The 24,803-nt window shown below is 63.5% G+C and carries 30 protein-coding genes and 1 tRNA gene; 17 read left to right on the forward strand and 14 right to left on the reverse strand.

The window, feature by feature from the left end; translation table 11 throughout:
• Nucleotides 1-39 precede the first annotated feature (39 nt).
• On the forward strand, nt 40-657 hold the full coding sequence (locus AC2ETI_RS09830) for a TetR/AcrR family transcriptional regulator C-terminal domain-containing protein (protein ID WP_019744741.1): 618 nt from the start codon (nt 40-42) through the stop codon (nt 655-657).
• Here the strand turns inward: AC2ETI_RS09830 and AC2ETI_RS09835 are convergent.
• From AC2ETI_RS09835 to AC2ETI_RS09845, 3 genes are all read right to left on the reverse strand, one after another.
• Complete coding sequence (locus AC2ETI_RS09835; RefSeq protein WP_483633836.1) at nt 654-2,180, reverse strand: APC family permease; 1,527 nt, start codon at nt 2,178-2,180, stop codon at nt 654-656. The genes AC2ETI_RS09830 and AC2ETI_RS09835 overlap by 4 nt on opposite strands.
• Nucleotides 2,177-3,076: a universal stress protein gene (locus AC2ETI_RS09840; RefSeq protein WP_019744740.1), complete on the reverse strand. Its 900-nt coding sequence runs from the start codon at nt 3,074-3,076 to the stop codon at nt 2,177-2,179. Before AC2ETI_RS09840 ends, AC2ETI_RS09835 begins: the two co-directional genes overlap by 4 nt.
• A gap of 91 nt (nt 3,077-3,167) precedes the next feature.
• Nucleotides 3,168-4,598 (reverse strand): gamma-aminobutyraldehyde dehydrogenase, encoded by a 1,431-nt coding sequence (locus tag AC2ETI_RS09845; protein WP_020970345.1) that lies wholly within the window; start codon nt 4,596-4,598, stop codon nt 3,168-3,170.
• Between the two features lie 169 nt (nt 4,599-4,767).
• On the opposite strand from AC2ETI_RS09845, the gene AC2ETI_RS09850 reads away from it, so the two are divergent.
• The gene (locus AC2ETI_RS09850) at nt 4,768-6,285 is read left to right on the forward strand and encodes a PucR family transcriptional regulator (RefSeq protein ID WP_021332308.1); all 1,518 of its coding nucleotides are present in this window, start codon (nt 4,768-4,770) and stop codon (nt 6,283-6,285) included.
• Nucleotides 6,286-6,321: 36 nt separating this feature from the next.
• On the opposite strand, the gene AC2ETI_RS09855 is transcribed toward AC2ETI_RS09850, so the two are convergent.
• The 7 genes from AC2ETI_RS09855 to rpmB form a co-directional block, all read right to left on the reverse strand.
• Entirely contained in the window at nt 6,322-7,683 is a 1,362-nt protein-coding gene (locus tag AC2ETI_RS09855) for a flavin monoamine oxidase family protein (protein WP_007727552.1), read from the reverse strand.
• Between the two features lie 152 nt (nt 7,684-7,835).
• Complete coding sequence (locus tag AC2ETI_RS09860) at nt 7,836-8,300, reverse strand: hypothetical protein (RefSeq protein ID WP_007727550.1); 465 nt, start codon at nt 8,298-8,300, stop codon at nt 7,836-7,838.
• A gap of 19 nt (nt 8,301-8,319) precedes the next feature.
• The gene (locus AC2ETI_RS09865; RefSeq protein ID WP_019744736.1) at nt 8,320-9,255 is read right to left on the reverse strand and encodes an AEC family transporter; all 936 of its coding nucleotides are present in this window, start codon (nt 9,253-9,255) and stop codon (nt 8,320-8,322) included.
• Between the two features lie 112 nt (nt 9,256-9,367).
• Entirely contained in the window at nt 9,368-9,625 is a 258-nt protein-coding gene (rpsR, locus tag AC2ETI_RS09870) for a 30S ribosomal protein S18 (protein ID WP_003946414.1), read from the reverse strand.
• A 9-nt stretch (nt 9,626-9,634) separates the two neighbouring features.
• Nucleotides 9,635-9,940, reverse strand: coding sequence for a 30S ribosomal protein S14 (rpsN, locus tag AC2ETI_RS09875; RefSeq protein ID WP_019744735.1), 306 nt, complete (start codon nt 9,938-9,940; stop codon nt 9,635-9,637).
• Nucleotides 9,941-9,942: 2 nt separating this feature from the next.
• Nucleotides 9,943-10,107, reverse strand: a complete 165-nt coding sequence (gene rpmG / locus AC2ETI_RS09880; RefSeq protein WP_483633837.1) for a 50S ribosomal protein L33 — start codon at nt 10,105-10,107, stop codon at nt 9,943-9,945.
• A 4-nt stretch (nt 10,108-10,111) separates the two neighbouring features.
• Nucleotides 10,112-10,348, reverse strand: a complete 237-nt coding sequence (gene rpmB, locus AC2ETI_RS09885; RefSeq protein WP_020908631.1) for a 50S ribosomal protein L28 — start codon at nt 10,346-10,348, stop codon at nt 10,112-10,114.
• Between the two features lie 104 nt (nt 10,349-10,452).
• Here rpmB and mrf point away from each other — a divergent pair, with 104 nt between their 5' ends.
• The 9 genes from mrf to AC2ETI_RS09930 all read left to right on the forward strand — a co-directional run bounded on the left by mrf (nt 10,453) and on the right by AC2ETI_RS09930 (nt 17,464).
• Nucleotides 10,453-11,706, forward strand: coding sequence for a ribosome hibernation factor-recruiting GTPase MRF (gene mrf, locus AC2ETI_RS09890; RefSeq protein ID WP_483633838.1), 1,254 nt, complete (start codon nt 10,453-10,455; stop codon nt 11,704-11,706).
• On the forward strand, nt 11,703-11,957 hold the full coding sequence (locus tag AC2ETI_RS09895) for a type B 50S ribosomal protein L31 (protein WP_003946367.1): 255 nt from the start codon (nt 11,703-11,705) through the stop codon (nt 11,955-11,957). The genes mrf and AC2ETI_RS09895 overlap by 4 nt, the downstream gene beginning before the upstream one ends.
• A complete protein-coding gene (gene rpmF, locus AC2ETI_RS09900) occupies nt 11,957-12,130 on the forward strand; it encodes a 50S ribosomal protein L32 (RefSeq protein WP_007727540.1) in 174 nt (57 codons plus the stop codon). Before AC2ETI_RS09895 ends, rpmF begins: the two co-directional genes overlap by 1 nt.
• Nucleotides 12,131-12,148: 18 nt before the next feature.
• Nucleotides 12,149-12,760 carry a trimeric intracellular cation channel family protein gene (locus AC2ETI_RS09905; protein WP_003946409.1) on the forward strand — a complete coding sequence of 204 codons (612 nt, stop codon included), beginning with the start codon at nt 12,149-12,151 and terminating at the stop codon, nt 12,758-12,760.
• Between the two features lie 70 nt (nt 12,761-12,830).
• Entirely contained in the window at nt 12,831-13,517 is a 687-nt protein-coding gene (locus AC2ETI_RS09910) for a response regulator transcription factor (RefSeq protein ID WP_003946387.1), read from the forward strand.
• Nucleotides 13,518-13,582: 65 nt separating this feature from the next.
• Complete coding sequence (locus tag AC2ETI_RS09915) at nt 13,583-14,962, forward strand: HAMP domain-containing sensor histidine kinase (RefSeq protein ID WP_020908630.1); 1,380 nt, start codon at nt 13,583-13,585, stop codon at nt 14,960-14,962.
• Between the two features lie 226 nt (nt 14,963-15,188).
• A complete protein-coding gene (locus AC2ETI_RS09920) occupies nt 15,189-16,703 on the forward strand; it encodes a S1C family serine protease (RefSeq protein WP_408989986.1) in 1,515 nt (504 codons plus the stop codon).
• Between the two features lie 80 nt (nt 16,704-16,783).
• A complete protein-coding gene (locus AC2ETI_RS09925; RefSeq protein WP_176720912.1) occupies nt 16,784-17,281 on the forward strand; it encodes a MogA/MoaB family molybdenum cofactor biosynthesis protein in 498 nt (165 codons plus the stop codon).
• Nucleotides 17,282-17,287: 6 nt separating this feature from the next.
• A complete protein-coding gene (locus AC2ETI_RS09930) occupies nt 17,288-17,464 on the forward strand; it encodes a hypothetical protein (RefSeq protein WP_019744729.1) in 177 nt (58 codons plus the stop codon).
• Nucleotides 17,465-17,524: 60 nt separating this feature from the next.
• On the opposite strand, the gene mscL is transcribed toward AC2ETI_RS09930, so the two are convergent.
• The 4 genes from mscL to AC2ETI_RS09950 form a co-directional block, all read right to left on the reverse strand.
• Complete coding sequence (gene mscL, locus AC2ETI_RS09935; protein WP_003946383.1) at nt 17,525-17,947, reverse strand: large conductance mechanosensitive channel protein MscL; 423 nt, start codon at nt 17,945-17,947, stop codon at nt 17,525-17,527.
• Nucleotides 17,948-18,046: 99 nt separating this feature from the next.
• Nucleotides 18,047-18,793 carry an SAF domain-containing protein gene (locus AC2ETI_RS09940; protein WP_483633839.1) on the reverse strand — a complete coding sequence of 249 codons (747 nt, stop codon included), beginning with the start codon at nt 18,791-18,793 and terminating at the stop codon, nt 18,047-18,049.
• A 77-nt stretch (nt 18,794-18,870) separates the two neighbouring features.
• Nucleotides 18,871-19,182, reverse strand: coding sequence for an FmdB family zinc ribbon protein (locus AC2ETI_RS09945; RefSeq protein WP_003946378.1), 312 nt, complete (start codon nt 19,180-19,182; stop codon nt 18,871-18,873).
• A gap of 111 nt (nt 19,183-19,293) precedes the next feature.
• A complete protein-coding gene (locus AC2ETI_RS09950) occupies nt 19,294-19,872 on the reverse strand; it encodes a 5-formyltetrahydrofolate cyclo-ligase (protein ID WP_021332313.1) in 579 nt (192 codons plus the stop codon).
• Between the two features lie 59 nt (nt 19,873-19,931).
• Between AC2ETI_RS09950 and AC2ETI_RS09955 the strand changes: the two genes are divergently transcribed.
• The 6 genes from AC2ETI_RS09955 to AC2ETI_RS09980 form a co-directional block, all read left to right on the forward strand.
• Entirely contained in the window at nt 19,932-20,843 is a 912-nt protein-coding gene (locus AC2ETI_RS09955) for a UTP--glucose-1-phosphate uridylyltransferase (RefSeq protein WP_019744725.1), read from the forward strand.
• A 125-nt stretch (nt 20,844-20,968) separates the two neighbouring features.
• Nucleotides 20,969-22,228, forward strand: coding sequence for a molybdotransferase-like divisome protein Glp (gene glp, locus AC2ETI_RS09960; protein WP_003946353.1), 1,260 nt, complete (start codon nt 20,969-20,971; stop codon nt 22,226-22,228).
• A 21-nt stretch (nt 22,229-22,249) separates the two neighbouring features.
• A complete protein-coding gene (locus AC2ETI_RS09965) occupies nt 22,250-22,885 on the forward strand; it encodes a GNAT family N-acetyltransferase (protein ID WP_007727523.1) in 636 nt (211 codons plus the stop codon).
• A gap of 267 nt (nt 22,886-23,152) precedes the next feature.
• On the forward strand, nt 23,153-23,887 hold the full coding sequence (gene sepX / locus AC2ETI_RS09970) for a divisome protein SepX/GlpR (protein WP_355329172.1): 735 nt from the start codon (nt 23,153-23,155) through the stop codon (nt 23,885-23,887).
• A gap of 116 nt (nt 23,888-24,003) precedes the next feature.
• A tRNA-Ala gene (locus tag AC2ETI_RS09975) sits at nt 24,004-24,079 on the forward strand.
• 274 nt (nt 24,080-24,353) lie between these two features.
• The coding region (locus AC2ETI_RS09980; RefSeq protein WP_483633840.1) for a hypothetical protein at nt 24,354-24,803 on the forward strand (450 nt) is incomplete at its 3' end.

A 24,803-nucleotide genomic window follows, 5' to 3' on the forward strand; every position in this document is an offset into this window, starting at 1 on the left:
GCGGCGCCCCGAACGGTGTGGATCACTACAGGAGGACATATGCCGCGGCCATCGCAACGACTGCTCTCACCGGCGATCATCACCGAGGCAGCGATCGAGTCGGTGGACGAATCCGGCGACTTCACCATGCCGGGACTCGCCGCACGACTGAAGGTGCGACCGTCGTCGCTCTACAACCACGTTTCCGGACGGGCCGAGATCGTCGAACTGATGAGGGCTCAGCTGATGGCGGGAATCGACGTGGAGTCGGCCTCGGGATCCTGGAGCGAGACCGTCTCTGCGCTGGCAGCCGAGTACCGGCGAAGCTACGCAGCACATCCTCGCCTGATTCCGCTCTTCACCGCCCAGACGGTGCAGGCCGGTGTGGCGTTCACCCTGTACAACGCGTTGGCGCAGGCATTCGCCGATGGTGGCTTCGACCCGGCTCAAACGCTGCACGCAATCACAACCGTCGACAGTTTTGTTCTCGGTTCGGCGTTGGATCTGGCGGCGCCGGATGTCCAGTGGGCATCGGGGCCCGAGGCCAACGACGCGATGAAGGCGGCGTTGGCAACATCCGGGAAAAATCCCGAACGTGCCGACGCCGCCTTCGAATTCGGCTTGCGCGTATTGATGGCGGGCCTGATCGCTCAGGCCCCCGAACCTACTGTCTCCTAAGACACGCTGAGGTCGTTCTCGTCGCGCAGAGCCTCTGTGTCGCGGTTGAGGGTTTTGCCCTCGAAGAACTCGGGATTGCGCACTCGCATGACCATCATCAGTACCGCGCCGAGGATGAGGATTCCGAAGCCGAGGAAGAAGACCAGGCCGATGCCGCCGATGGATGCTCCGCTGGCGTTGTCCGGATTCATACTCTCCTGGACCGAAATGACGAACACCGCAAGCAGCATGAGACCACCGATGAGTGGGAACGCGAGCCGGAAGACGAAGTTTCGTACGCTTTCGAAGAGCGTCTTGCGGAAGTACCACACGCACGCGAATGCCGTGATGCCGTAGTACCAGCAGATCATGATGCCGAGTGCGGCGATCGTGTCGAGCAGCGCACTTTCGGAGAGGAACGTGACGACGCTGTAGAACACTGCCGTCACCGCGCCGGCCACGACAGTGGCGTACGACGGCACCAGGAATCGAGGCGAGACCTCGGCGAGCTTCTTGGGGAAAGCTCCGTATGCGCCCATGGCGAGCATCGTTCGTGCGGCGGGCAGGAACGTGGTCTGCAGGCTCGCAACGGAAGAGACGAAGACTGCGAGGAAGAGGAGCATTCCGCCCCAGTTGCCCAGGACCGGGTCGGCCAGAGCGCCGAAGACGTTCTCGGAGTTGTCGGGATTGCCGAGACCGAGGCCTTCCTCGCCGACGCCGGCGTACATCATCGCGGCAACGGCGACCAGCAGGTAGGTCAGGAGAATGGTTGCGACACAGAGCAAACCGGCGCGGCCCGGGGTCTTCTTGGGGTTCTTCGACTCCTCGCCCAGCGTGAGACAGGTATCCCAGCCCCAGAACGCGAAGATCGATCCGGTGAGTCCGATGACAAACGCACCGATGGCGAGTCCGCTGAACGGGTTGAACCAACTCAGGTCGAAGGACAATCCGGCCGGGGCATCGCCGGCGCCAACGTGAACCAGTGCAACGACGGCGAAGACGACCAGCAGCACCATCTGGAAGCCGACGAGCGCGAACTGTACCCGCTCGCTGGTAGTGATTCCTCTACTCGCTATCCAGGTGGCCAGGGCGATGAAGACGAGTGTGGTGCCGACATTGACAACTTTGTTGCCCGGCAGATCGGCGATCGACGGATTGTCGACCACTCGCGCGATGAACAGATAGAAGAAGTCGACGGCAATGGCAGCAAGGTTCGAGAGCACGATGATGGTGGCGATGACCATGCCCCAGCCGCACATCCAACCGACGTACGGCCCGAATGCCTTGGTGGACCACGTGAATGACGCGCCGCAGTCAGGTGTGTCGGAGTTCAATTCGCGGTACGCGTACGCGGTGAGGAACATCGGGATGAAGCCGGCGATGAAGATGGCGGGCATCTTGAGGCCGACCGCGGCGACGATCAATCCGATACTGGCAGTCAGGGTGTAACCCGGTGCCACGGAGGAGATTCCGAGTACGGCGCCTGAGATCATGCCGATCTTGCCGGTAGCGAGTCCTTTGGAACTCAGTTCGGTGCTGGTCATGACAGTGCCTCCGGCTGGGTGAATTCGTGCTTGGGCACTACGACCATGGGAACGGGCAGCACGCGCAGCATCTTGGCGGCGGTGGAGCCCAGGAAAAGTTTGCGGGGCTGCGCGAGACGGCTGGAACCGACCATCACGAGGTCGCCGTCCTGCCAGTCCAGTTGACGCACTGCGGATTCCACCGTTGAACCGTCGGCGATGATGACCTCGATGGGGAACTCGGCGGGGAGCGCCGCTCTTGCGATGTCAAGCGTGTCCTGAGCGTGGTTTCGTGCACGTTCCCTGGCGGACTCGGCGGTGTCGCGGTGATCGCGCAGATCGTTCTGGGGGTCGAGTGCCACGAGCGAGACCAGTCGCAGCGGAACCTGCATCAGTTCGCTGGTCCGTACGGCGGTGTTCAAGACGACGTCGGCGCCGACGCGGGTGCCGAGCGCGCAGGTGACCTCTCGTATTGCGGTAGCCGACGAGTGCCGCGTTCCGCGAGGAGCCAGTGCTACCGGGACGTGGGCGGAGTGCAGCAGTTCGGTCGAGACCGAACCTATCGCGTGACGGCCGAGCAGACCGTCGCCGGAAGCTCCCACCACGATCGCCAGCGCGCTCAATCGGTCAACCTCGTCGAGCAGGCCCTGAGCAAACGACTCGTGGAAGCTCAGGTGTACTTCCACCTGGATGTCCTCGGGCACCGATGCTTTCGCCTCGGCGAGCCAGTCGTGTGCACGTGCGGCGAGAATGTCGTCGTAGCCGGCTTCCGAGGGAACCTTGGCCGGCAGTGTCCGATCCGGCGGGAGGACCATGCAGATGTCGAGTTGCGCGCCGAGACTGCGCGCGAGCTGGGCCCCGAGGACCAGCCCGTCTTTACCGCTGGGTGTGGCGAGGTATCCGACGATAAGGCGCATGGTGGCTCTTTTCCGGATTGGAGGAATCTTGCTGTGCGCCTTTATTAACCGCGGGGGGTTAATAAAGGCGCACAGCAGGAGGGGCGGCAACTCAGTCGTGCGAACTCATGACGTGCTTGAGGCGGGTGTAGTCCTCGACTCCGTATGCCGAGAGATCTTTGCCGTAGCCGGAGTACTTGAAGCCGCCGTGCGGCATCTCGGCAACGAGCGGGATGTGGCAGTTGATCCACACCGCACCGAAGTCGAGAGCAGCGGAGACGCGTTGTGTGACACCGTGATCCTTGGTCCAGATGCTCGAGGCGAGGCCGAAGCGAACGTCGTTGGCAAGCGTGATCGCCTCCTTCTCGTCGGAGAAGCTCTGGACGGTGAGGATAGGACCGAAAGTCTCTTCCTGCACGATGTCGTCGGATTGTGCGACGCCGGTGATGACCGTCGGCTCGAAGAAGAATCCGGTTTCGCCCGAACGCTTTCCGCCGGTAACGATCTTGGCCGACGCCGGCAGGTTCGCGATCTTGTCGCTCACGGCGTTGAAGTGGTTGATGTTGTTGAGCGGGCCGTAGAAAGCATCAGGATCGGAAGGCGCGCCGGGGCGCAGTTTCTCGGCGTTCCGGACGAGGGCTTCGACGAGCTGATCGTGGACGGACTCGTGAACGATCACGCGAGTGGCCGCGGTGCAATCCTGGCCACCGTTGAAGAACGCTGCCTCGGCAATACCGGTGGCGGTCTTCTCGATGTCGACGTCGCCGAAGACGATCGCCGGCGCTTTGCCGCCCAGTTCGAGGTGCGCGCGCTTGAGTTGCTGCGCTGCGGACACGGCGACAGCGATGCCCGCCCGCACCGAACCGGTGATCGAGACGAGACCGAGGGCCGGGTTCTCCACCAACGTCGCGCCGGTTCCGCCGTTGCCGAGCACGACGTTGAACACGCCGTCCGGCAGGATGCCCTTCGAGAGCTTCGCCAGGACCAGCGTGCTGCCCGGTGTGGTGTCGCTGGGCTTGAGGACGATCGTGTTGCCGGCCGCGAGGGCGGGCCCGATCTTCCACAGCGCCATCATGAACGGGTAGTTCCAGGGAGTGACCTGACCGACTACGCCGATCGGCTCACGACGGACGTAGGAGGTGAAACCCTCCATGTACTCTCCGGCCGCCTTGCCCTCGAGAAGTCGTGCGGCTCCGGCGAAGAACCGCATCTGATCGGCTCCGACCTTGACCTCTTCGTCGGCGATCATCTGGTGGGCCTGGCCGGTGTTGGCGCTTTCGGCTGCGACGATTTCGTCGCTGTGCGCTTCGATGGCGTCGGCGAGTTTGAGGAGTGCGGCCTGCCGCACGCTTGGTGTCGTCTTACCCCAGGTCTCGAATGCGCGCTGTGCTGCTTCGACGGCGGCGTCGACGTCTTCCTTGGTGGAGACCGGCGTACGCCCGACCACACTCTCGTCCACGGGGTTGATCAGGTCGAGTGTTTCCGTCGCGGCCGAGGCGACGAATTCACCGTTGATGTAGTTCTCGAGTACGACGATCGACATCGGTACCGGTTCCTCTCGAGGTCGAACGAGTTCCGGCCGAGGTGATCAGCACGGAACTCGCACTTTGTGGGGCGTGTGTGAGCAAGTGTGCGCTGACTCACAAGTAAAGGCAGCTGCCAAAAAGGTGAAATCTTTGATCCCCGACGCGCCGAGTTGTACAGTCCTGCCCATGACGATCGCTGTGCGGTGGATGTTGGCGCAGCCGGATCTCGCGCTGGAACTCAAAGGTGGGGCGCAGGGTGTCGGTCGCGAAATCACATTTGCGCACGCCACGGAGCTGCTCGACCCGTTTCGATGGTTGACCGGCGGCGAATTCATCCTCACCACCGGCATCCGATTGCCGTCCACTCAGCAAAAGCGCGGCCGCTATCTCCGGATGCTCGATGCGGCGGGTGTAGCGGCGGTGGGATTCGGAACCGGGCTCTCGTACCCCGAGGTCCCGGCCGATCTGGTGGCCGTCGCCGACGAGATCGGACTCCCGCTGATCGAGGTGCCGCTGCCGACGCCGTTTGCTGCCGTCGTCAAGCGCGTTATGAGCCGGTTGGCAGAGCAGGAATATGAAGCTGTCCTCCGGGCGTCGCGGGCGCAACCGCGGATGACGCGTGCCGTCATTTCCGGCGGAACTGCCGCAACCGTGCGTGAACTGGCGATCGCAACCTCGGCGACGGTGCTTCTTCTCGACGTCGCCGGACGAGTTCTCGAGAGCTCACCTCAACTGCCGACGGACGACGTGATCGACGAACTGCGAGCAACTCTCGGGGGCGGCGCATCCAGCAGCGTGACGCTTGCAAGGTCTGGAGCGTCGATCGCGGTGCAGCAGATCAGCGTCGGGCGAACGCCGTACGGATACCTGGCGGTGATCAGCGCTTCGGCGCTGAGTTACGTCGATCAGATACTGCTCGGTCACGCGAACTCGTTGCTGGCGTTGGACTTCGAGAAACCTGCGCGCCTGCGCGCCACTCAGGATCAGTTGAATTCGCATGCCCTCGGATTGCTGCTCACCGAAGACCGTGACCCGGCGCCGGCGTGGCAACAGATCCGGCAAGCCGCCGACGGCGAGGGAATGATCCGAGGGTTGACAGTTCTTGCCGACACGTCCGACGTAGCGGGACGCGTCGGAGTCGAGATTGCCGAGTTCATGAACAAGGCAGGGCGGCAGTTGTTCTCGCGGATCAACGACACTCGCGTCACAGTGCTGCTGCGTGGAACCGACGACGTCGAGTTTGCCCGAGAGCTACTGGGCGGGGTATCGAGGTCGGATCTTCGCGCGCTTCGAGTCGGCTTGAGCGCGCGGCGGGTGGTCGCTGCGCTGGCCGTCGCCGTCGAACAGTCGCAGCTGTGTGCGTCTGCCGCGGAAATCGGTGGCGAGCCTTTGGAATTCGCGGCGCTGACCGGAAGTGTGCTGCTGTCTTTCGATTCGACGCGTGAAGTGCTCAACACGCTGGCGGAAACGATGATCACACCGATCGAGGACTACGACCGTGACAACGGCACCGAACTGCTGGCGTCGCTGCGGGCATTTCTCGAGGCCAACGGGCACTGGGAAGCGGCAGCCATCACGATGGGCGTCCACCGGCACACGCTGCGAAGCCGAATGGCGAAGGTGGAGAGCTTGATCGACTGTCGACTCGAGGTAGCGAGAGTTCGTGCGGAACTGCTGCTCTCGATCATTGCCCGGCAGTCGTGACTGCCGGGCAATGATCGAGACTTGGCAAAGTGGCCGTCAGGCCTTGCTGCGGGCGATGATGTCGGCGGCGGTTCGCTGCCCCATCCGAACAGCACCGTCGACGTGCTGGTACCCCTCGGCCGCGATGTCGGAGCACGAGAAGTGGATCGGGCCGACGGGTGTGCGGGAATCCGCGCCGTATCGGTGCAGGCCACCGAGGTCGAAGCTGGCCGCGTACGCACCGCGGGTCCATTCCTCCGAGCCCCAGTCGGATTCGTAGTACACAACCGGTTCTTCGGCCTTCGGGCCCAGGTAACGGGCAAGTGAGGCCAGAATCGTGGCCTTACGCTCCTCGACGGAAAGCTCGAACATCGCGTCGGCCTTCTCGTCGGAGACGAAAGCGACCAGGGTGCCGCGATCGTCCTCGTGGTTGGTGTTGTCGTACACCTCCTGCACTACCTCGGACGCGCCGAAGCCGGTGCCGGAGAGGCCGTCTTCGCGCCAGAAAGGCGTCTCGTACACCGCGTGCACCTTGATGACGAGGCCGAGGGACTGGTGCTGGTGCATCTGGTGCTGACGACGCGGCAGCGGGGGATCGTACGAGATCCGGGAGTAGAGGTTGGGCGGTACGGCCAGGATCACTCGGCTTGCCTCGACGCGAACATCGCCGTCCGCCAACACCGTTGCACCGGATTCGTTCCACTTCACCGTTCGCACGGGTGCGTTGAGGAAGACGTCGTCACCGAGGGCCTCCGCCATGCGGATCGATACCTGCTGCATTCCGCCGATCACTCGCTTGTCGAGGATGAAGTCCTCGTCGACAAGGTGGGAGAACGAGCCTGCCGAAGCGGCCATGAGTACGGCCTGCAGGGCAGAGAACGAGTGGGCGGGCTTGGTGAGCATGCCACCGGCGATGAAGAGGCCGATGTTGTCACGTGCCTCGGCGTCGTCGGACTGATTGATCAGCCACTGCTTGAAGGAGACTGTGTCGAGATCGCGGGCGAGGGGATGTGCCCACGGTTCCTCGGCGCCGATCTGTGCTGCGAGATCGTCCATCTCGTCGATGAGACGGTCCATCTCCTTCTTCGTGGTGTCGTTCGTGGGGAAGGAATCACCCGTGTACTGCGTCCGCTCACCTGCCGACGAGATGTAGACGGACTCGCCCTCGCGGTAGCGCTCGAAAGTTTTCAGGCCGAGTTCGTCGAGCAAGGAGATCAGCGCGGTCTGGTCGGGGGAGACCCACTGGCCGCCGATTTCCAGAACTGCTCCGTCGATGGTGTCGGTCCACGTGCGGCCGCCGACGCGGTCGCGCGCTTCGATCACAGCGACGGTCAAACCGGCCTTGCGCAGCGCGGTTGCAGCTGCCAGGCCAGAGGGGCCGGCGCCGACGATTGCAACGTCTCTCTGGAGAGTAGGCACTTGCGAGCTCCTTCATGTTGAGCACCGCTCGAGTCGAAAGCTGCCGACGAGCGAGTGCACGGGTGTCGGTTTTCAGTCTGTCCCGACGAGACGCACACCACACCTGACGAAACGGAGTGTTCGATCGTTGATCTTGTGCCGTTTAGGCGCGGCTAGCCGTTGATGACGTGGCGATCGCCGAGCGGTCGGCTCAGCGGAACGTCCAGGCTGCCGAACACGGCAACTAAGATGCACATCTTGTCCGCGGCCTCCGGCAATGCTCCGGTTCGGAGCGTGACGATCACCGTCGTATCGGTCTCTTCGACGGTTGCGTACGCGCCGTAGCACTCCGGAGTGCCGGTCACGAAGTGGACTGCCACCGTGTGATCGTCGACCTCGGACCACGATTCGAACATGGTGGCCGTCGCACCCACGATGTCGGTGCGGCTGTCGAACTCCGTGCCCATCTCGCTGTCGTCGACCTCGTCGGGAACGGGGGTTCCGAGCGACCAGTCGGCGGGACTTGCTTCGTTGGCCGCCATCGGATTCGGCGCAGCAACCGGCCCCGTTGTCTGGGCCCCGACGGAGCATCCGGCCACAGCAAGGCAGGCCAGAACGGCGAGGGTTAGTACACGCATGAATCCACCGTAACCCTGCTCAAGCGAGTAGCGCCGTGACCAGCGCAATCGCCGGTATCGACGCCAAAGTGGTGACGAAGGCGCTGTCTCGGGCGAGGACCATCCCGCGCCGATATCGGCTTGCGTAGATGAAGACGTTCTGTGCCGTCGGCAACGTCGAGACGACCACGATGGCGAACAACTGATGGCCGTCGATGCCGAGTAGGAAGTGCGCCATCAGGTAAGCCAGCACTGGTTGGACGACGATCTTGAGGGTCGACGCAAGCGCGACGTCGCGGCGCGGACTGGAGCCCTTCTCGAGCACTCGTACGCCGTACAACGAGAGCCCGAATGCCAGCAGTGCGCCGGGGACCGACGTGGCGCCGATCAATTCGAAAGGCTGCATCAGCGGTCTCGGCGGTACCCAACCGATCAACGCCACGATCAACCCCGCAGCGCCCGCGAGCACGATCGGATTCTTGAACGGAGCGGTGACAGTGTCGATCAGTGACAGTTTTTCGGCTTCGCCCCGCAATGCCGTGAGATCGAGGATCGTCAAGGCGATCGGGGAGTACACGACGATCTGGAAGAGCAGGAGCGGCGCGACGAACGTGGCATCGCCGAGCACGAACACCGCGATCGGGATCCCGAGGTTGGCCGAATTCACGTACGACGCCGACAGCGCGCCGATAGTCAGTTCGGGCAGCGGCCGGTTGAGCCAGATCTTTGCAACGACGACGTACAGAGCGCCGACGGCAAAGGCAGTAGCCGACGCAACCGCGAGCGTCGGCGAGAAGATCACCGACAGATCGGACGACGCGAGGGTGGTGAACAGCAGGGCAGGCGTCGCGACGAAGAAGACGAGTCGACCGAGAACGAACTGTCCTTGGCTACCGAGGGTGCCGAGACGGCCGAGCAGATACCCGACCGCGATGACGACAAAAATGACGGTGAAACCCGCAACAACTCCCGACACGCTGCGGGCACCTCTCGACTGGAATGAACGACTTCGGGAAATCTTAGTCCGGGCAACAAAAAGGCCGCGCAGCCGATTGACTGCGCGACCTCTTCGGTACTTCTACGTGTGACTACCGTGCGGCGGTGAAGGGAAGCAACGCCATTTCGCGTGCGTTCTTCACTGCAACGGCGACCTGACGCTGCTGCTGCGGGGTCAGGCCCGTGACGCGACGGCTGCGGATCTTGCCGCGGTCCGAGATGAACGTGCGAAGCAAGTTGATGTCCTTGTAATCGACATGCGTGATCTTCGCTGCGAACAACGGGTTCTTCTTGGGCTTACGACCCTCTACGGGGCGTGGCTTCTTCGACGGTGAACGCTTGACTGCCATCCGACTTCCTTACCAGCTCGACTTGTGTACGCCAGGCAGTTCCCCACGGTGCGCCATTTCTCGCACGCGAATCCGGGAGAGCCCGAACTTCCGCAGGTGGCCACGCGGACGTCCATCCGCAGCGTCTCGATTGCGCAATCGTACCGGACTGGCGTCGCGTGGTAGACGTTGCAGGGTCGCTTGGGCCTTCGCGCGCTCCTCGGGTGAGCTTTTCGGAGAGCGGATTGCCTCCTTGAGCGCCGATCGCTGCTCCGCGTATCGCTCGACGATGACCCGTCGCTGGTTGTTCTTGGCGATCTTGGACTTCTTGGCCATGCCTACTTCTCTTCTCGGAAATCGACGTGCATGCGCACCACGGGGTCGTACTTCTTCAGTACGAGTCGATCGGGGTCGTTGCGACGGTTCTTGCGGGTCACGTACGTGTACCCGGTGCCTGCCGTGGACTTGAGTTTCACGATCGGGCGGATCTCGTTTCGTGCCATCTGCTCAGACCTTCTCGCCGCGCGCGCGGATCCGGGCGACGACGGATTCGATGCCGTCGCGGTCGATCGTCTTGATGCCCTTGGTCGAGAGGGTGAGCGTGATTCGACGACCCTCGCTGGGCAATACGTATGTCTTGCGCTGGATGTTCGGGTTCCAGCGACGATTCGAACGCTTGTGGGAGTGCGAGACGGATTTTCCGAACCCCGGCACACGTCCGGTCACTTGGCAGTGAGCCGACATGGGTGTTCCTTTCAACTTGCAGATGACAATCGTTTTCGACAATGCGGTGAGATCAATGTAGCGTTCAACCTCGGTAATGACAATCATTCCCAGAAAGGCCCGCTGTGAACACGATCTTGGACGGCAGGACTCCGCTGGTCCTGGTCGCCGGCATGAGCGAATCCACTCCACACACCGCACGAGCGTTGCTGCGAACCGGAACTGTTCTGGTTCACCACGACCTGAGCCACGTCCGTGAAGGGGTGGTCCGGCGGACGGTCACCTCGATGACCGGGGGCACCGGGTCTGCCGGCACGGTGTCCGAACGCGAGACGATCCTCGAGCTCGCGCACGGCTGCGTCTCCTGCACCCTGCGCGAAGATTTGCTGCCGCTGCTGCGTCGCCTTCACTCGCACAGTTCGGTCCAGCGGATCGTCTTGCTGCTTGACCGCCAACTCGAACCCGAAGCGCTGTGCTGGGCGATCGAGCATGTCGTCGTGACGGGCGTCGTCGGCCAATTGGACGGACCGGCACAGCGTGACGTCCGCGTCGACGCCGTCGTGACATGCATCGACGCCCAGACCTGGCTTGCCGACGCCACCGGCGACGAAGCTCTCGACGACGACCGCACCCTGGCTCAGGTCGTCGTCGGGCAGGTCGACTTCGCCGACGCTCTCGTACTGCGCGGGTCCGATGGACTCGACGGCTGGCAGCGGTCCCGCTTGAACGCGGTTCTCGCGCGCATTGCTCCGCGGGTACCCGTCTTCGATGAGGGAGACGACATCGAGGCACTGCTCCTCGAGGTGCCTGCGGATGCGCGACGCGGTGAGCTGGCCGACGCTCACTCACCGCTGTTGCGTCGTCAGCCGCCGCTCGACGACGACGGCGGAGTGATGCTCGTCGAGTTCACTGCGAACCGGCCGTTCCACCCCGGGCGTCTGCACGAGGCGATCGACGTCCTGCTCGAAGGTGTCGTGTACTCCCGCGGGCGCGTCTGGGTGGCGACGCAACCGGGCGAAGCGCTCTGGCTCGAATCGGCGGGCGGTGGCCTGCGGGTTGCCAGCGCGGACACCTGGCTGGCCGCGATGACGGCGCAGCAACGCGAGCGCGTTCCAGCCGAGCGCCGTGCGCTCGCGGCCCTGAAATGGGACGAGCGTTTCGGCGACCGTGACACCTCGATGGTCGTTCTGACGTGCGGTGCGAACCCGCTCGAGATCGACCGAACACTGCAGCACGCCCTGGTCACCGACGAGGAGTTGGCCGACGAAGCGTCGTGGACCACCTGGGAAGACCCGTTCGGAGAGTTCCACGAAGACCCGTGCGACGAATCCGAATCACCCTATGCCGAAACCGAATCAACGCGAGAGGGAAACGAATGAAGAAGCAGATGCACCCCGACTACCACCCCGTGGTGTTCCAGGACGCCAGCACCGGCAAGAGCTTCCTGACCCGGTCGACCGTGACGAGTGAGCGCACCGTCGAATGGGAAGACGGCGGCACATACCCGCTGTTGGTCGTCGACGTCACGAGCGACTCGCACCCGTTCTGGACCGGAGCACAACGAGTGATGGACACCGCCGGACGCGTCGAGAAGTTCGAGCGTCGCTACGGAAAGCGCAAGGCACTCTGATGGCCGTTCCCAAGCGGAAGATGTCGCGTTCCAACACCCGCAGTCGCCGTGCTCAGTGGAAGGCGACGGCGCCCGATCTGGTCGAGGTCACGGCCTTCGGCCAGACCCACCGGGTTCCTCGGCGACTGGTCAAAGCAGTTCGACTCGGGGTGATCGACCCGAGCCGCATCTGACCGTGCGATCCTTGGCCGGTGCTGCTGAGGATCCTCGAACTGGTGGGCATCGTGGCGTTCGCGGCCTCGGGTGCCCTGGTGGGCGTCACCAAGCGACTCGACATCTTCGGGGTGTGCTCGGTGGGTGTGTTCACCGGCATCGGCGGCGGTATCGTCCGCGACGTCCTTCTCGGCGTCCATCCGCCCAGTTCGCTGAGCAGTTGGCCGTACTTCGGAACGGCCGCCGCCACCTCACTCGCCGTGTTCTACCTACACGAGCCGCTCAATCGACTGCGTCGTGAAATCCTGGCGCTCGACGCACTGGGGATGGGCTTGTTCGCTAGTACCGGCGCCGTCATCGCGCTGGACAACAACGCCAGTTCGCTGGCGGCGACATTGATCGGTGCGACCGCGGCGATCGGCGGCGGAGTGATCCGCGACGTCCTCGTCAACGAGGTACCGCTGCTCCTGCACAAAGACCTGTACGCGGTTCCCGCACTGCTCGGCGCTGCGTTGGTGGTCACAGTCTCGCAAGCCGGACTGTCCACCAACGCCGCGCTGGTGTGCGGCACGGCGTTCGCCGCGGTGTTCAGACTGCTTGCGTTATGGCGTCATTGGAGCCTGCCCGGGCCCAGGCGAACCCGGGACTGACCGCGACACGCCGGAGGCCGGAATCGGACCCTCTCAGCCGCATCTCAGCACTTCAGTCCAAACTGTCGGTATGCGTATTTTGGTGGTCGACGACGACCGGGCGGTTCGCGAGTCGCTTCGGCGGTCGCTCAGCTTCAACGGCTACACGGTCGAGCTCGCGGTCGACGGGCTCGACGCACTCGAGAAGATCCTCGCCAACCGGCCGGACGCCGTCGTGCTCGACGTCATGATGCCGCGACTCGACGGACTCGAAGTGTGCCGTCGTCTTCGCAGTGCCGGTGACGACCTGCCCATCCTCGTGCTCACCGCCCGCGATTCGGTCAGCGAGCGAGTCGCCGGCCTCGATGCCGGAGCGGACGACTACCTGCCCAAGCCCTTCGCTTTGGAAGAGTTGCTTGCCAGGTTGCGTGCACTACTGCGTCGCACCGCGCCCGATCTGGACGCCGATTCCGAAATGATGGCGTTCGAGGACCTCACCCTCGACCCGGTCACCCGTGAGGTCAAGCGCGGTGAACGATCGATCAGCCTGACTCGTACCGAGTTTTCCCTTCTCGAAATGCTCATGGCCAACCCGCGCCGCGTGCTCACCCGTGGACGCATTCTCGAAGAGGTGTGGGGGTACGACTTCCCGACGTCCGGCAACGCGCTCGAGGTGTACGTCGGCTACCTGCGTCGCAAGACGGAAGCCGACGGCGAACCGAGGTTGATCCACACTGTCCGCGGAGTCGGCTACGTCCTGCGGGAGACGCCTCCGTGATCACCGCTCCGTTCGGCAAGAACGCCGAACCGAAGAAATCCTCCACCACCCAAGCGTCCGTCGAAATGCGCCCGCCGATGCCACTGACCCGTTCGGTGTCATTGCGTTGGCGTGTGACGCTCCTCGCTGCGTCGGTGGTGGCCATTGCCGTCGCAGTCATGGCGATCGCGGCGTACGCGGTGGTTTCGCGTGCGCTCTACGCGGACGTCGATCACCAGTTGCGTACCAGGGCGGCGGTGCTCATCGACAGCAATGTCGTGCGATTCGATCCTCGCTACATCTCCGGTGCGACGCTGTACACCACCGACATCAGTGTGGCCCTGATCTTCTCGGACCTGAGCACGTACCAGCCGCCCGGTTCCGACGTGCCGATCGGAGAGGCCGAAGATGCCGTTGCGCGTGGCGAATCGGATTCTTCGCTGCGAACCGTCGACGGTCAGCGAGTGCTGGCTCAACGGACGCATGACGGAAGCACTTTGGTGATCGGTCAGCGGCTCGCGCCGACCGTTGCGGTACTGGATCGGCTGGCCTGGGTTCTCTTCGTGGTCGGCGGGTGTGGCGTCATACTTGCTGCGGTGGCGGGTACTACCGTGGGCCGCACCGGTTTACGGCCCATCGCCAGGCTGACTGCCGCCACCGAACGAGTCGCCCGGACTGACGATCTGACGCAGATCCCCGTTACCGGCAGCGACGAATTAGCGCGCCTGACAGAGAGTTTCAACACGATGCTGCGGGCACTCGCCGAGTCACGTGAGCGTCAGTCGCGCCTCGTCGCGGACGCCGGACACGAGTTGCGCACACCGTTGACTTCGTTGCGTACCAACATGGAATTGCTGATCGCGTCCAGTCGCCCCGGTGCGCCGCAGATTCCCGACGAGGACATGGCGGAACTTCGTGCCGACGTCGTCGCGCAGATCGAGGAACTGTCGACTCTGGTCGGTGACCTTGTCGATCTGGCCCGCGAAGACGCGCCCGAAACCGTGTACGAGCGCGTAGACGTCAGCGACGTCGTCGAGCGTGCGCTCGAACGAGCGCGGCGCAGGCGCAACGAAATCGAGTTCGAAGCGGTCACCACTCCGTGGTACGTCTACGGAGATCAAGCGGGTCTGTCGCGTGCGGTGCTGAACGTCCTCGACAACGCTGCGAAATGGAGTCCGAAGGGCGAACAGGTACGCGTCGAAATGCGTCCGGTCGGCCAAGGATTGTTGGAATTGACCGTAAGTGACGCGGGACCTGGCATTCCGGAGGAGGATCGGGAGTTGGTGTTCGATCGTTTCTACCGGTCGACCGCGGCACGTTCGATGCCGGGATCGGGTCTGGGACTTGCGATTGTGCGTCAGGTTGTCGTCAAGCACGGCGGCACCATCGCGATCGACGAATCCGATCGTGGGGGAGCGCTTGTTCGTATCGTGCTTCCCGGCGAACCAGGGCCGAGCGCCGAGTAGCGTGTTCTGTAGACCCGTTGGTCCCGTGCTTCGGTGACTGACGTCACGAGTTAATGCGTTCGGCCCGAGAGTCTTTCGGGCCGAGCCGACAACACCGGATTTTCACGTCGAACTCTGGGTAAAGTGACAGGCACGTCTCAGCGCCTTCTCAGCAGCGCAAGGCAGCATTGTCGGCAGAACAGTTGTGACTGCCCGTCCGGTGGTCACCGTAGACGAAAGCGAGCCGATGACCGAGGACCGTAACGTCGGGCCGACCCGGCCCGAGCAGCCCAACAGCGAGCCCACCACCCAAGCGCAGCCGACAGCACCTCAGGCGCAGCCTCCCGTGCCGCCGCAGCAGCCTCAGGGGCAGGCGCCTCAGCAGCCGTACCAGCCGACCGAATCCTTTGCCCGACCCACTGAAGGCCGACCCACTGAAGGCCGACCCACCGAAGGCCGGCCCACCGAAGCCTTCGGGCAGGCGCCGCAGCAGCCCACGCAGGCTTTCGGCCACCCGCACGGTGCCCATGAGGCCGCGTACCAGCAGAGCGCCCCGTACGGCGCACCCAACCCTGGTGGCCCCGGCGGCCCGAACGGTCCGGGCGGCCACAACCAGATCCCCGCACCGCTGCAGGGGCCGAACTCCGGTTCGACCACCACAAAGCCGAAGTCGGGACGCATGGCGCTGGTTGCCGGTGCTCTGGCGCTGGTTCTGGTCAGTGGTGGTGTCGGTGGCGTGGTCGGTGCCGTCGTCGCGGACCGCAACGGTGGAACCGCGACGGTCACCAACTCTCTGAACGCCCCGAAGCCCACTGCGACCAACACGTCCAATGCTCCCGCCGGCTCGGTTCAGGCCGTTGCCTCGAAGGTGGTGCCGAGCGTCGTGCAGATCGAGGTGGCCACCGCGCAGGGACAGGGCGGTGAGGGTTCCGGTGTCATCCTGTCCTCCGACGGTCTGATCCTGACCAACAACCACGTTGCCGGTGCTCAGGGAGCGCAACTTCGCGTCGCGTTCTCCGACGGAACCAAGGCCTCGGCCACCCTTGTCGGTGCCGATCCCGTCTCGGACATCGCCGTCATCAAGGTCGACGGCCGCAACGACCTCACCCCCATCGATCTCGGGAACTCCGGCGACGTTCAGGTCGGACAGCAGGTTGTGGCCGTCGGGTCCCCGCTCGGCCTTGCCGGCACGGTCACCGAAGGCATCATCTCCGCACTCGATCGCCCGGTGTCCACGAGCGGCGAGTCCGGCAACCAGAACACCGTCATCGACGCTCTGCAGACCGACGCAGCGATCAACCCCGGCAACTCCGGCGGCGCCCTCGTCAACATGGACGGCCAGCTGATCGGCATCAACACGGCGATCGCCTCGCTCGGAGCGTCGTCGGGTACCCAGGGCGGTTCCATCGGCCTCGGTTTCGCCATCCCGATCGATCAGGCACGCCGCGTCGCCGACGAACTGATCAAGACCGGCAAGGCGACTCAAGCCATGATCGGCGTGACCGTACCGTCGCAGGACAACGCCGACGGCGCAACCGTCATGGATGTCACTGCTGACGGGCCGGCCGCCAAGGCCGGTATCCCGAAGGGTGCAGTCATCACCAAGGTCGACGATCGTGTTGTCGCAGATGGTGATTCGCTGATCGCGGCAGTGCGTTCACATGCTCCCGGCGACAAGGTCTCGATCACGTACAGCGACGGCGGGCAGACCAAAACCGTCGACGTCACGTTGGGAACCGCGGCAGCGCAGGGCGGCCGATGATGTTCGGCGATCAGCAGACGATCGACCCGATCTTCGGCCAGATCGCAACGGCGTCGGGATCGGACACTACGGTAGGTGTCATGGAACTCGAAGCCACATCGGCCGGCCGCGCTCTGGTCGTCATCGTCGACGATCGCACAGCCCACGGCGACAACACCGACTCCATCGGTCCACTGGTTACGGAACTGCTGAACGAAGCGGGTTTTCTCGTCGATGCGACGGTCGCCGTCGCCGCCGACGAAGTGGAGATCCGCAACGCTCTCAACACCGCAGTCATCGGTGGCGTCGACCTCGTGATCTCGGTCGGCGGTACCGGGGTATCCCCGCGTGACGTCACTCCCGACGTGACCGCAGAGGTTCTCGATCGCGAGATCCCGGGAATTGCCGAAGCACTTCGCGCTTCCGGTCTGTCGGCCGGATCGCTCGAAGCAGGCTTGTCCCGCGGCCTCGTCGGGGTTTCGGGAAGCACCGTGGTCGCCAATCTGGCGTCGACCAGGCCGGCAATTCGCGACGGCATGGCAACCCTGACGGCTTTGGCGAGTCACGTCATCGCCGAGCTGTCCAGCCTCGAGGGCTGAGACAGCTTGTCGGAGCAACCAGATACCCCGAAGAAGCCGCCAGTCGACAAGAAGCGCCTGGCGCGCATCTTCGGGGACGTCTTTCCCGAGACGACGTCGGACGAGCGGGGGCCTGAAGGTTCCTCGCGATCCTCGGACGACGACTGGCTGCGCAGTCAGCGGCCCCCGCACCACGGCGGTTGAGAAGTAAATCAGGCCCTCGGACACAATGTCCGAGGGCCTGATTTGTTCTGTGAGCGCTGCCTATTCGAGCGTCTTGGCGTGGGCTCCTGTGTCGGCGCCGCTTCCGTTGGCGGAGAGGATGTCGCGGATCTGGATGAGCAGATCGGTTTCGCTGGCTTCCTTGTCCTCAGGCTCGGAGACGAACTTCTTCTTTGCCGCATTCGCGGGAACGATCAGCACGAAGTAGACGACCGCCGCGATGATGATGAAGTTGATGATCGCGGTGACCACGGCGCCGATGTTCAAGAATGTCTCGGGGTTGCCTGAGATGATTTCGACACCCCAGCCCAACTCGTTTGAACCGCCGATTGCGGCGATGAGTGGATTGATGATGTTACTGGTGAATGCCGTGACGATGGCGGTGAAGGCTGCGCCGACGACAACGGCGACGGCCAGGTCGAGCACGTTTCCGCGAAGCAGGAAATCCTTGAATCCCTTGAGCATGTCGGTGTCCCCTCGAGTCTCCGATGGCAAGTGCCAGATGGTTCGTTGATACCGAACCGACTGGAAAAATCCTAGAGGAGCTTCGGACGCTTTGTGCGGTCAGCGGAATGTCACGGTGATCGCATTGGACAGGGATGCCGCGGCAACGACGTTGGCTGCCGGTGTCGGCAGAGCCAGCAGAATCACCTGTTCCTGCTGGTTACGTGTACTTTCCGACGTGGTGACCAGCGCGACTACTGCTCCCGCCGCAAGAATCTGCGGGGCCTTGTCGGCAATTGATTCGTTGGGTGTGTCGGGGCGGGATGTGTCAGTGCGGGATGTGTCAGGGCCGACGGTCAGGACGTCGACGACATCCCCGGTGCGCAACATGTCCGCGACGGCTGCATCGGCCAATCGAACGGGGACGATACGGGCGTCGTCGGTTCCTACCGACAACCCGGCCAGCCGTGGGCTGAGAACGCGCACGTCGGTGACGGTTTCTCCGGAGCGAATCGGGCCGGCAACGGTTCTCCCGACTACCAGGTCGGTATCGGAGACAACTCCTTCGGGAAGTTGTTTCGAGTCGATCTCTCGGATCTCGACATCCGAATCCGCGATCACCTGTCCGGGAGTGAGATCGCGACTCGAGACAACTACGGCGACCGTATCGGTCGCGGGATCGCCTCGGAAGAAGAGAACGACGCCGAGTGCGGCCAGGGCAACGGCTGCGATCTTGCGGACTGTCGCCGTGCGGAACCGAGTGCCGCGCGTCAGTTCGACGACGCGATCGAAGGTGCTCGGGGTGAGATCGAGCTGGGCGCGCAGTGGATCGGAGCGCCTCGGCGAGCGAGAACGTGCTGACGGCATTCATGCACGTTAGGGCCGGAAGCGGTGCTTCCGGCCCTAACGATGTGAAACTGTGGACAACCCGGAGGTTGTGGAAATCAGCTTGCGGCAGCCTTCGCGGGCGCCGGCGTGCTGGTCGACGAACTCGATGTCGAAGAGGAGTCCGACTTGGACTCGGACTTCGCAGCGGGTGCCGAATCACTCTTGGCGGGCTCGCTCGCAGTCCCGGAGCCGCCGCGGCTGTCGGTGCGGTAGAAGCCGCTGCCCTTGAACACGATGCCAACAGAGTTGAACAGCTTGCGGAGCTTGCCTGAGCAAGCTGGGCAGACCGTCAGCGAATCTTCGCTGAAGGACTGGACGATGTCGAAACGGTTGTCACATTCCGTACATGCGTATGAGTAGGTGGGCACCGGGCTTCCTCCGCACTGTGATGTTCGAGCAGCCGCGTATTTACACCGCAGCCTTTAGCACTCTACAAGTGACAGTGCCAACAGCGCTAATCAGGGATCTATTCCCGCAGATCAATCGCCTTGGAGCCGCGTGAGACCGCCGCTCGGCGTCAATGCCCATCCCATCGGAATGTCGTGGTCGTCGGCCGGCAAGGTCTCGACGAGTTCGGAGTCTCTGACAATTGCCACGAGCCGAGTCTGCGGTCCGACCGACCCGAGCGTCCGGTCGTAGAAGCCTGCGCCGCGGCCGAGGCGTGTTCCACGAAGATCCACCGCGAGAGCAGGGATCAGCATGCATTCCACGTCGGACAGGGTTTCCGGTGGTAGGACGGGTCCGACGGGCTCCCGAATGCCGTACTTCGCGGGGCGCAAACCGTCGGCACCGCTGTATTGAACCCAGGACAACGGTCCGGGTTCTCCGGTGATCGGAAGTAGTACACGCTGCGCGATCTCGGCAACGGCGTCGAGCAAGTCGGTGGATCCTGGTTCGGTGCGGGTGGGGACGTACGCACAGACGGTTGAGCCGTCGACAATCACTGAACGTATGTGCGTGATCAACGCCGCAGTTTCCGTGTTTCGAGTGTGCTCGGAGACTGCATCACGTGCTGCGAGTGCGATTTGTCGCCATTGTGCTTTTGTCTGAGGTGTCACCCCGCAACGATATTCGTCGTGCTGACCGAGCGGTAACAAGCGGCGGCTAAGGTGTTGGCATGACAGACGTTGTCGCTAGCAGCACGAGGGCCTTCCGTACGGCCGTGGTTCCCGCAGCCGGACTTGGTACGCGTTTCCTGCCTGCCACCAAGACGGTTCCGAAAGAATTGCTGCCGGTCGTGGACACACCGGGTATCGAACTGGTGGCGGGTGAAGCTGCGGACTCGGGAGCCGAGCGGCTCGTCATCGTGACGTCCCCGGGCAAAGACGGAGTGGTTGCGCACTTCGTCGAGGATCTCGTGCTCGAAAGCAAGCTGGAAGCGAGCGGAAAACTTGCTGCCCTGGCAAAGGTGCGCAAAGCGCCGGGTTTGCTCGAAGTCGATTCCGTGATTCAGGAGCAGCCCCTCGGCCTCGGGCATGCAGTCGGTTGCGTCGAGTCGGTTCTCGACGACGACGAAGATGCCATCGCGGTCCTTCTGCCCGATGATCTCGTACTCCCGCGTGGCGTCCTGGAGATCATGGCGCGAGTTCGGGCCAAGCGCGGCGGGTCCGTTCTCTGTGCAATCGACGTTCCCAAGGACGCAGTGAGCGCTTACGGCGTCTTCGACGTCGAGATCGTTCCCGACGCGGTCAATCCCGACGTCCTCAAGGTCGTCGGCATGGTCGAGAAGCCGGCTGTGGAAGACGCGCCGTCGACCTTTGCCGCTGCGGGTCGCTATCTGCTCGATCGTGCGATTTTCGACGCACTTCGTCGCATCAAGCCGGGAGCCGGCGGTGAGTTGCAACTCACCGACGCCATCGCTCTCCTGATTTCCGAGGGTCATCCGGTTCACGTGGTGGTGCACCGCGGAACGCGTCATGACCTGGGCAACCCCGGCGGGTACCTCCGCGCTTCGGTTGACCTGGCACTCGACAGCGACGATTACGGTCCGTCCTTGCGTAAGTGGCTCGCGGATCGGCTCGACCGCTGAGCGTGTCGCCACGGTGGTTGATCGCCCGATAACGCAGTATCAATGTGCTTGTCCCTTTTCGAAGGCAAGGCATCATGAGCTGACGGATATCACCGAATTTCCAGACACAGGAGGACGCGGACCAGATGCGGTCGGTTGAGGAGCAGCAGACCAGGGTTACCGCTGCTGCAGTGGCACCCCGTCCGGTTCGGGTCGCCATCTCGGAGGCGCAGGGACTGCTGTGTGCCGAGGAAGTGGTGACCGAACGCCCATTGCCGGGATTCGATCAAGCTGCCATCGACGGTTACGCGGTTCGCAGTGTCGATGTCGCCGGCGCTGGAGCCGACCTCCGCGGCGAGGACGGCGAGCCTACGGACCTCAGCTTGCCGGTGGTCGGCGAGGTGACGGCGGGCTCACGCCAACCGATCCGGTTGCAACCGCGTCAGGCCGTTCGAGTCGACACGGGCGCGCCGCTGCCCACGCTGGCCGACGCCGTGCTCCCGCTCGAAAACACCGACGGTGGTCGCGCTCGCGTTCGGATCTTCGAGCCGGTGCGTTCGGGCGATTACGTTCGCCGTGCAGGTGACGACGTCCAGCCGGGCGACGTGGCCGTTCGGGCAGGCACCATCATCGGAGCCGCGCAGGTCGGTTTGCTTGCTGCGGTCGGTCGCGACAAAGTGCTCGTCCATCCGCGTCCGCGTCTCTCCGTCATCAGCGTCGGTGGAGAACTTGTCGACGTGGATCGCACGCCGGGGCCTGGTCAGGTCTACGACGTCAATTCGTATGCCCTCGCCGCCGCAGCGCGCGATGCCGGCGCCGACGTCAACCGTGTGGGAATCGCAGGCAACGACTCGCGCCGTCTTCGCGAAGTAGTCGAGGGACAGCTGATTCGCTCGGAAATCGTTGTCATCGCCGGTGCCGTGGGCGGCGGAGCGTCCGACGAGGTTCGTGAGGCGCTTGCCGACCTGGGGACACTCGAGGTGGAGCGCGTTGCCATGCATCCGGGATCAGTGCAGGGCTTCGGCAAGCTGGGACGAGACGAGGTTCCGACCTTTCTCCTACCGTCCAACCCGGTCAGCGCACTGGTGGTATTCGAAGTCATGGTTCGCCCGCTGATCAGAATCGCGCTCGGACGCCGCCAACCGATGCGGCGAGTAGTGAAGGCGCGCACGGTGGGAACGATCACGTCGATTGCCGATCGCAAGGGTTTCCTGCGTGGTCAGCTGATGCGTGACGAAGCGACGGGGGAGTACCTGGTGCAGGCACTCGGGGGTGCGCCCGGTGCGTCCTCACATCTCCTCGCGACCTTGGCGGAAGCCAATTGCTTGGTTCTTGTCGATCGAGACGTCACCGAAGTGCACATCGGTGAAGAAGTCGACGTAGCTTTTCTCGCCCAACGTGGGTAACGCCGACCCGAGTGGGGTGTGATGTCAGTCCATCCAGGATGGCCGGAAGATCTCGGCCCACTGCGAGTGCCCGCGGGAGTGGTGACCGTCCGCCCCGTGAAGCTCCGTGACGCTGCTGTGTGGAGTCGCCTCCGCATTCGCGATCGCGAGCACCTGGAGCCGTGGGAGCCCACCGGAGAGTCGCCCTGGGATGCTCGCCACCACATTACTGTCTGGCCGTCCCTGTGCGGGAATCTTCGCTCCGAGGCGCGCAAGGGCCGGATCCTTCCCTTGGTGATCGAACTCGACGGGAAGTACTGCGGGCAGGTCACCATCGGAAATGTCGTGCGCGGCGCTCTGCGGTCCGCCTGGGTGGGCTATTGGGTCGCCTCGCACGTCACCGGTGGGGGCGTAGCCACAGCGGCCGTGGCGCTCACACTCGATCACGCATTCTCGAAGGTCGGTCTGCATCGAGTGGAGGCGACCGTTCGGCCGGAGAACGCGTCGAGTCGCGCAGTCCTACGAAATGTTGGGTTCCGGGAGGAAGGTCTTCTCAAGCGCTATCTCGATGTCGACGGCCAATGGCGTGATCATCTTCTGGTCGGAATGACCATCGAGGAAGTACCCACCACCGTCGTCGACAGATTGGTGCGGTCCGGACGCGCTTCGTGGGTGTGACCAATACGGCGCCACGAGCGTGAGAAATGCGAGCTAAACGGCAGTTACCGCTGAGTAGTCCTACTTTCGGCCGGAAAAATGTGGTTTTTGATTCAACCAGAACTTGAGACTTTTGGGACTGAACCGGAAGTTCAGTTCGGTACGCGTGTGACACATGAGTATGGTGGGGTTCGGCGCGTCGGCAACGATGCGAGGGCGTCGGCCGTTAACCTTGACTCGTCAACGGCTGGCATAGGTGCTGGTAGGTGATCGGGAGGAGGCCGCGGCATGCCTAGCTCATTCGTGTGGATCGGGCTGGTGGCCGTGTGGCTGTTCGTCCTGGTGCCGATGCTTGTCAACAAGCGCCCCAGGATCCGGCAGACGAGTGACGCGGCGCTCGCGACTCGAGTACTCCACCGCGGCGACAGCAACCCTGTTCAGCGCGGGCCGGCAGCAGGACATCGAAGCGATCCGAACTGGCAACCAGAACCAGTGCGCAGCAGCTACGACGCGGAGGACCAGATGGACACTCACGCAGAAGACGACTACACCGGCGGTCGTGCACCGGTCGGAGAATTTGTTCCCGTTCGGCGCGGCCGAGGCGGATTCGACCCCGAAGCGGATGCCATCGCCCGGGAGGCGCGGTACGCATTCCGTCAGCGGACATTGTTGGGCCTGGCATTCGTCGCGATTCTCTCGGGCGCTCTCGCATTGATCATCTCGCCGATGGTGTGGTGGTTGTTTGTGCTGACCGTGTGCGGCCTCGGTGGGTACATGGCGTACCTACGTCGGCAGGTTCGTATCGAGCAGGAGATTCGCCGTCGTCGCACCGAGCGCCTCAACCGATCGCGACTCGGAGTCGAATCGCACACCGACGAAGAGTTGCGCCTGATTCCAGCGCGATTGCGCCGGCCAGGAGCGGTTGTCCTCGAGGTCGACGACGAAGATCCGGTGTTCGATCACTTGGATCACTACGAAGAAGAGGTCAGGCACACCGAGATGCGTCGCGCATCCGGTCAGTGACCTTTCTCCGTCGATCTTCTGGGCAGATCTTGTCGGGCCGAAAGTTCGTGTCGGGTGATTCCAACGGGAGTATTCGTTCCTGTTAGAGTTGCCGAGCACCGCTGAGGCGGTGGCACGGGGCTGTGGCGCAGTTGGTAGCGCGCTTCGTTCGCATCGAAGAGGTCAGGGGTTCGATTCCCCTCAGCTCCACCAAGAAGTACCAGCAAAAAGGGTCTTTCAACGAAAGTTGAACGGCCCTTTCCTGCATTTTCAGAGCCTGCCCGAATTGTGAAGATTTAGCTCGAGTGTGCGCCGTTTCATACGATTGCGACCGCTGATCCGGACCGTTGAGCTTCCAAGTGAGGGATGATCCTTGGGCGGATACATGTTTGCCGGAAATGTAACGAGGGTGTGTCCGGTGCGATAGGCACGATGAGTCTGCCGCAGTTTTCCGCAGGTCGGACGTATGTGTCGGGGAGGAATGTCGATGAGCCAGCCACGACGGCTAGCGATGATGCTTGTTGCTGTGATGTGCCTGATGGGTATCGGCGTCCTTGCCGTATCGGTCTTCCCTGCCATCGTCGCCGCCCAACCTGGCGGCAACAGTGGCGGTGGAAACAATGGCAACGGAAACGGCAACTACGGCAACAACGGCAACAACGGCAACAACGGCAACAACGGCAACAACGGCAACAACGGCAACAACGGCAACAACGGCAACAACGGTGGCGGTAACAACGGCAACGGCAACGGCAACTACGGCTGGCATTGCCACCATCACAACTGCGGTACAACGGTAATTCCGACGCCGACCACGACTGAGCCGACCACGACGACTGAAACCACGACGACGACTGAGCCCACGACGACGACTGAGCCCACGACGACGACTGAGCCCACGACGACGACTGAGCCCACGACGACGACTGAGCCCACG

Source organism: Rhodococcus sp. MurmanLake-1 (genome assembly GCF_056945715.1).